Here is a 7,817-nt window from a genome sequence, read left to right as displayed (position 1 = left end):
AGGCCGCTCGCGCTGTACGACAGCGGCGCGGTGCCGCCCGAGGCCTTGATCTGCAGGTTGACCGAGCCGCCGACCGCGGTCGACTGGTTGCCCGGGTTGGTGACGGTGACGCCGCCCGGGTTCGGCAGCGAGCCGACGTTGACGGCGGCCCAGGCGGTGGCGACCTGGTTGTACTCGGCGCTGTTGGCGCCGTACAGGTCGGTGGCCGCGTTCAGGGTCGCGGTGCGGGCGGCGGCGTAGTCGGTGGTGGAGGTCATGTACGCGGTCAGCGCCTTGTACCAGACCTGCTGCGCCTTGTCCCGGCCGATGCCGGAGACGGTGATGTTGTTGACGGTCGGGCTGTTGTAGCTGACGCCGTTGATCACCTTGGCGCCGCTGCCCTCGGCCAGCAGGTAGAAGAAGTGGTTGGCGACGCCGGACGAGTAGTGCACGTCCAGGTTGCCGACGCCCGAGTACCAGGAGTCGGCCGACTGACCGTCCTTGGAGGGCTTGTCCATGTAGCGCAGCGGCGTGCCGTTGCCGTTGATGTCGATGAGCTCGCCGATGAGGTAGTCCGGGTTGTCGGCGGGCAGGTTCGCGTAGAACTCGACCATCGTGCCCATGATGTCCGAGGTGGCCTCGTTGAGGCCGCCGGACTCGCCCGAGTAGTTCAGGTTGGCGGTGGCCGAGGTGACGCCGTGGGTCATCTCGTGGCCGGAGACGTCGAGTTCGGTGAGCGGGTGGGTGTCGCCGGAGCCGTCGCCGTAGGTCATGCAGAAGCAGCCGTCGTCCCAGAAGGCGTTGACGTAGCCGGTGTCGTAGTGCACCCGGCTCATGGCGCCGACGCCGTCGTTCTTGATGCCGCTGCGGCCGAAGGTGTTCTTGTAGAAGTCCCAGGTGACGGCGGCGCCGTACTCGGCGTCGACGGCGGCCGACTCGCGGTTGCTGGCCTGGCCGTTGCCCCAGGTGTCGGTGGACTTGGTGAACAGGGTGCCGTTGCCGGACGTCCCGTTCTTCATGTCCGTGGTGTACTGGCCGCCGCGGGTGGTGTCCTTGAGCTGGTACTGCCCGCCGCTCTGGGTGGTGGTCAGCGGCACGTTGCCGACGAACACACCGGTGCCGGAGCCGCGCTTGATGCCGTCCGCCTTGCTCAGCACCTCGCCGGTCTTGGCGTCGGTGACGACGTGCAGCTTGCTCGGGGTGCCGTCCGACTCCTTGCCGTTGACGACGGTCTCGTACGCGAGCTTCGGGGTGTCGCCGGCGGCCCAGACGACCAGGCGCGGGGCGGTCTCGACGGTGCCCTGCTCGGCGGCCAGCGCGGCCTCCTGGGCCTTCGGCGCGGCCAGCGCGGGGGCGGTGTCGACGCCCGCGAGGTTGGCCTGGCTGGCCTTGGTCACGCTCTTGGTGGCGCCCGCGGCGTCCTGGTGGACGATCAGGTCGCCGCCGAGGACCGGGAGTCCGGCGTAGGTGCGCTCGTAGCGCAGGTGGCGGGCACCGTTGGCGTCCTGGACGACGTCCTTGGTGACCAGCTTCTCCTGGCCGCTGAGGCCGAGGGCCTGGGCGAAGGAGGCGGACTGCTGGTTCGCGGAGGCGATCAGCGCGGCCCGGGAGGACTGCTGGGCGGCGACGGCGGTCGGCGCGTCGGGCGTGGCGGCCTGCGCGATGACGGGTATGCCGGTGACCAGCAGCGCGGTGGTGGCGGCCATGACGACCGCCGCCTTCCGGACGTGAGCGGAACGTGACATGCGGACTCCTTTTCCGACCGGTGCCGGTTCGCACCCGGTGGAGAGAACCTGGGCCGCAGGGTTGCGGCGCAGTGGGGGCCCCCGCCCGCGGTGTGCGGCGGGGGTGCGGTCGTCGGTGCTCACTAGTCGTTGCAGGGACGCGCTGCACCTGGACTGGTCCTGCTGCACCGGGGGGTGGGGCCCCCTCGTCTGCAGCCGGAGGAATCGTGGCAGCAAACGACTCGTTAATGACAGATGCATGCCACTGATTGGCCGATTCATTACCGAAACCGTATGGGCGACTGGTCGTCAGTTGTGTTACGGCATGACCAAGCCTGAACACGGTTTTCATGCCACCCGGAAAGTTCGATCACCACCGGAAGTCGCTGACCAGCAACCGGTCTTGGCGCCCGTACCGCCGGGTAGGGAGCAGCACCGCCGGCGCCCGGCACGTCACAGTTCCGGCCGTGCCAACGACTGTTTCCGGCCAACCCCGCACGCCGGGTGAACCGGAAAGGGCCCCGCACCGCCGGGAACGGCGGTGCGGGGCCCGGTGGTGGCCGGCCGTCAGGAGATCAGTTCTGTACGAACACCGCCACCGTGCGGCCCGGCACGGTGAAGGTCCCGGTCGCGGCGTCGAAGCCGGAGCGCTTCACCACCTGGTCCGCGCCGCCCGCCTGGACGGGGTGCAGCGCCTGACTCGTCCCCTTCAGTCCGTCCACGGTCTGCGACTGCGCGGTCGGCGTCGCGTTGAAGACCACGGTGACGCCCTTCTCCGCGCCCGCCAGCCCGGTGCCGTCCAGGTGCAGGGTGATCACCCCGGGCATCTCGCCGGGCGTGCCGGAGAGCGGGTACGACAGCCGCTGCTGGACGTCGGCCAGGGTCGGCAGCGAGAACAGCGGCGAGGACCGCTTGATCCGCAGGAACTCCTGGAACTGCGCCGTGGTCGCCCGGATGTCGCCGGCCCCCACGGTCAGCCCCGGGTCGGCCAGCAGGGACTTGGCGGTCGGCCACAGCTCCTGGTTGTCCTTCGCCATCGGCAGGCCGCGGCCCCAGCCGTTGCCCTGGGCCGCGTCCCAGTGGATCGCGTTGAACCAGTCGCCCGAGTCGTAGGAGTTGGCGTCGAGCGACTTGGAGCGCAGCAGGTCGCTGCCGGCCTGGGCGAAGCCCGCGCCCTGGGTGAGCGCGGTCAGCGACAGCCCGAGCGCCTGCATCCGCGCGCGGTCGGCCGGCGAGGTGCCGGTCGGCAGCTTGTACGCGAGCGCGTCGAACAGGTCGGTGTTGTCGTGGGCGTCCACGTACTCCACCGCCTCGCCCGGCTTGGCCGCGTACCCGGTCGGGGCGCCGTTGTAGTCGACCTGGGCGCCGGTGACGGCCTTGCCCGAGCTGTCGGTGAAGGAGTAGCCGGCCAGGTTGCCGGTGAGCCCGACCTTCAGCTGGTCCATCTGGTGCAGCAGCCGGGCCTTCTGCTCCGCCGGACTCCCGTTCGCGGCCGAGCCGTTGGGGTCGGAGTACAGGCCGGAGGCGAAGCCCTGCTGCGGCGCGGAGCTCAGCATGAAGTTGCCGCCGCGGGCGGCGTCGCGCAGCCGGTCGTCGAAGGTGGCGATGCCGGTGCCGGCCATGTTCCGCTGGGTGGCCTGCTCGAAGCGGGCGTTGTCGGCGACGGCGCCGAAGTTCCAGCCCTCGCCGTACAGGAAGACGTTCTTCCCGTCCACGCCGTCCGACTCCGGGGTCATCCTCCGCAGCGCGGCCTGCACGTCCAGCATGGTGGACTTCGGGTCGAGGCCCATCAGGTCGAAGCGGAAGCCGTCGACCTGGTACTCGCGGGCCCACAGGGTGACCGAGTCGACCACCAGCCGGTTCATCATGGCGTGCTCGGGCGCCGTGTCGGCGCAGCAACTGTCGGTCGTCACCTTGCCGTTGGCGTCCAGCCGCTGGTAGTAGCCGGGGACGACCCGGTCCAGCACGGAGTGCTCGGCCTGGCCGCTGGCGGCGGTGTGGTTGTAGACCACGTCGAGCACCACCCGCAGCCCGGCCGCGTGCATCGCCTGCACCATCTGCCGGAACTGCAACGTCCGGGCCGTGCCGGTCGGGTCGGTGGCGTACGAGCCCTCCGGCACGTTGTAGTGCAGCGGGTCGTAGCCCCAGTTGTACGCGTCGTCGGCGGCGACGGCCGCCACGCACTCCTGCTGCTTCGGCCCGTCCGGCGGGAGGGACGCGAGGTCGCAGGCGGGCAGCTTCTGGTCCGCCCGGTTCTCCCGGATGGTGGCGATGTCGAAGGTCGGCAGCAGGTGGACGGTCGTCACCCCGGCCTTGGCGAGGTCCCGGAGGTGCCGCATGCCGGCCGAATTCGACTCGGTGAACGCCAGGTAGGTGCCGCGCTCGGCGGCCGGGACGCTCGGGTCCTCGACGGAGAAGTCCCGGACGTGCAGCTCCTGGATCTGCTGCTGCGCCGGCGGGACGGCCTGCGGGCGGGTCTGCTCGTCCCAGCCCTGCGGCTTGAGCTCCTTGGCGTCCAGGTCGGCGACCAGGCTGCGCGTGGAGTCGGCGGCGAGGGCCACCGAGTACGGGTCGGTGACGGTGTTGACCACCAGCTGCTGCACCGAGGGCGCCCAGACCTTCACCTGGTACAGGTAGTACTTGCCGTTCAACTCGCGCTTGTCGCGGACGAGTTCCCACACGCCGGTCTCGTCGTCCCGCGTCATCGGCAGCGTCTTCGGGGTGCCCCCGGTGGCGCTGTCGAAGACCTGGACGGACACCTGCTGCGCGGTCGGCGCCCAGAGCGAGAGGGCGACCTTGCCGTCGTAGTAGGCCGGGCCGAAGTCCACCTTGCCGGTGCGGCGCGCGTACAGGTCGTCCAGCACCCCGGGGATCTGGACGCCCGTGCCCGCCAGCACGGCGCCGTTCGGCAGGTGTTCGGTGAACAGCAGCTGGCCGCGCAGCGCGGCCGGGACGCGGGCGGCGTCCCGGGCGTCCACGGTGAAGGCCCGGTAGCCCGCCAGGTGCGGGTATGCGGCCTTCTGGGCGTCGGTCAGCCCGCCGGCGACGGGGGTGAGCCGGAGCCACTTGCCGGGCTTGGTCAGCACGCCCTTGTCGGCGCGGATGCCGCCCTCGGGGTCGTAGACCAGCTGGGCGCTGGTGCCGCCGGCCAGCGCGGCGTCGCTCGCGCCGTAGCCCGCCGGGACGACGACGGTCCGCGCGTCGATCCACTGCGCCTTGGCGCCGGAGAGGTCCACCTGTGAGGAGGCGGCCGGGTTCTGCGGCAGCAGGTAGCCCTCGCGGCCGCCCAGGATCCAGACCTCCCGGCCGTTCTGGGCGAAGTCCAGCGACTGGTCGGCGGGCAGGTCCTTGTCGTTGCCGTTGTGCAGGATGTAGCTGAGGCTGGTCGCGCCGGGGGCCAGCGGCACCTCGAAGACGGCGCCGAAGGCGTCGCGGCGCGCGGGCATCAGCGGCTTGCCCCAGTCGGTGGGGTTGGCGGCGCCGGTCCAGTCGTGCAGGCCCCAGCCGTCGTAGCTGCCGTCCGGCCGGTTGTAGTGGATGACGGCGGTGTTGGCGGGCTGGCTGTTCGCCGGGCCGGGGTTGGTGGTGCGCACGGTCGGGTCGCCCTGCTTCAGCCAGACCTCCCCGGTGCCGCCGACGTCGAGGTGCCGGTCGGCGTCGACGTCCTTGGTGCCGTTCTTCTCCACGATGAAGCCGAGGTCCGAGGCGCCCGGCTTCAGCTTCACGTACGCGAAGGCGCCGTACGCGTCCCGGCCGGTGAAGGGGTGCCCGGCGGGCCACTGGGTGCCCTCGCCGTCCGCGAGGTCGCCCCAGGCGTAGAGGTTCCAGCCGTCGTAGTCGCCGTCCGGCCGGTTGTAGTGGACGACGGCGTACGGGCGGGAGCCGGCGGTGGGCGCCGGCGCGGGCGCGGGGGTGCCGGTGGTGAAGCTCGCGGTGGCGGAGCGCAGGTGGCCGCCGGCGTCCTGCACGACGGCCTTGTAGCGCACCACCGTGCCGGGGGCGACGCCGCCCAGGTCCTGGGTGACGGCGTACTTCCCGGTGTCCGAGGTGCCCAGCGTCCGCCAGGGGCCGTCGCCGACCTGCGCGGCGAAGCTGACCCGGCCGAAGCCGCCGTCGGTCCTCGCCCCGATGGTCACCAGCCCGGTGGACCCGTCCGCGGGCGGCTGGACGGACAGCTGCGGCGCGGCGGCGGCCGGTGCCAGCCTGCCGCCCGCCTTGAACACGACGGAGGACAGCGCCGGCACGGTGACGGTGACCTTGCGGTCGGCGCCCGAGGTGAGCGCGGCACCGGCCGCCGGGTAGATCCGGTCGAAGCCCATGCCCGCCGAGAAGGTGTCCAGCGTGACGGTCTTCGCCTCGGTCGCGTTGTTCACCGCCACCAGGTACTCGACCTGCTGCCCGGCGTCGATCCGGGAGAAGGCGTACACGCCCGCGCCGTCCGCCGCGTACCGCTCGATCTGCGCGCCGTCGGCCAGGGCCGGGTTGTCCCGGCGCAGCTTCGCCAGCCCGGCGATGCCCTGGTACAGCTCGCCGCCCTGCCCGTACCGGTCGGCCGGCCCGGACGTGCCGCCGAGCACCCGGTCGCCGTTGTAGGAGGCGGTCTTCGAGGCGAACAGGTCCTGCCGGGCGTCCTTGTCGCCGCCGGCGCCGGTGAAGCCCTGCTCGTCGCCGTAGTAGACGACGGGCTGGCCGCGGGTGAGGAACTGCAGCTCGCTGCCGAGCCGGTCCTTCCTGAGCAGGGTGGCCTCGTCGGCGCCGGGGTTGTCGGCGAGCAGGAAGGAGCCGAAGCGGCCCATGTCGTGGTTGCCGAGGAAGGTCGGCAGCTCGTACGCGTCGGTGTCGGCGCTGGTGTAGCGGTAGTCCTGGCCGTACACGTCGGCCAGGTTCTTCGCCGAGCCGCCCTGGGAGACGTAACTGCGGGCCGCGCCCTGGAACGGGAAGTCGAGGGTGGCCTGCAGCCTGCCCTTGGTGACGTACGGCGAGGTGACCGCCGGGTCGCCGGAGTAGACCTCGCCGAACATGAAGAACTTCTTGTTGCCCTGCTTGGCGGCGAAGTCCTTGAGCGCGGGCGCCCACTGCTGCCAGAACGCCATGTTGACGTGCTTGACGGTGTCGATCCGGAAGCCGTCCACACCGGCATCCTTGACCCACTGCTGGTAGACCTTCTCGAAGCCCTGCACCACCCGGGGGTTCTGGGTGTCGAGGTCGTCGAGGCCGCTGAAGTCGCCCTCGGTGGCGGACTCGCCGACGAAGGTGGAGTCGCCGCGGTTGTGGTACAGCGCCGGGTCGTTGAGCCAGTCCGGGCTCTTGGCCTTCGCGTCGGCCGGGGTGCGGAAGACCGGGGTGTAGGGGAACGAGTCCTTGGTGGTCCGCGGCCAGCGCGTGCCCGCGTCGGCGGTGGCGGTCTCGTCGACGGGGTTGCCGTCCGCGTCGAGCGTCGGGTAGGCGCCGGTCGAGCGGTAGGCGTGCTGCTGCTCGGCGTAGTCGATGACGTCGGCGGTGTGGTTGGTGATGACGTCGAAGAAGACCTTGATGCCGCGCGCGTGGGCCTTGGCTATCAGCTCCTTCAGCTGCTCGTTGGTGCCGAAGTGCGGGTCGACCTGGGTGAAGTCGGTGATCCAGTACCCGTGGTATCCGGCCGAGGCCTGGTCGCCGGTGCCCTGCACGGGCTTGTTCTTGAAGATCGGCGCCATCCAGATCGCGGTGGTGCCGAGGTTCTGGACGTAGTCGAGCTTCTGGATCAGCCCGGCGAGGTCGCCGCCGTGGTAGAAGCCCTTGTCGGCGGGGTCGAAGCCGTTCTCCAGCCGCCCGCCGGTGATGCCTCCGGTGTCGTTGCCGGTGTCGCCGTTGGCGAAGCGGTCGGGCAGGACGAAGTAGAACTGCTCGCGGCTGAGGTCGTGCCGCCCGGCGGTGGCCGCGAGCGCGGCGTCGGAGGGCGGGGCCGGCGGGGCGGCGGCCAGCGCGGCGGGGGCGCCGCCGAGGGTGGCGGCGGTCAGCGCGGCGGCGAGCAGGACGGCGGTGCGGCCGCCGGGTCCGGTCCGCGCGGCGCGTCGGGTGCTCCGTGGACGGCGGAGCGGCGTATCGGCCACTGAGGGCTCCCTGGGGGAAGGGTCG

Annotated in this window: 2 protein-coding genes; both read right to left on the bottom strand. The window is 71.5% G+C overall.

The features are described 5' to 3' along the window. On the bottom strand, window positions 1-1,724 hold a 1,724-nt coding region (locus VM95_RS21520; RefSeq protein WP_052707489.1), incomplete at its 3' end, for a M4 family metallopeptidase. 554 nt (window positions 1,725-2,278) lie between these two features. Further along, complete coding sequence (pulA, locus tag VM95_RS21515) at window positions 2,279-7,792, bottom strand: pullulanase-type alpha-1,6-glucosidase (protein WP_045699356.1); 5,514 nt, start codon at window positions 7,790-7,792, stop codon at window positions 2,279-2,281. Between the last annotated feature and the right edge of the window lie 25 nt (window positions 7,793-7,817).

The organism is Streptomyces rubellomurinus, assembly GCF_000961885.1.
In the GTDB taxonomy this organism is placed as follows: domain Bacteria; phylum Actinomycetota; class Actinomycetes; order Streptomycetales; family Streptomycetaceae; genus Kitasatospora; species Kitasatospora rubellomurina.
Note: the sequence above shows the minus strand (reverse complement) of the source record. Positions and strands in the feature narration are given on the sequence as shown.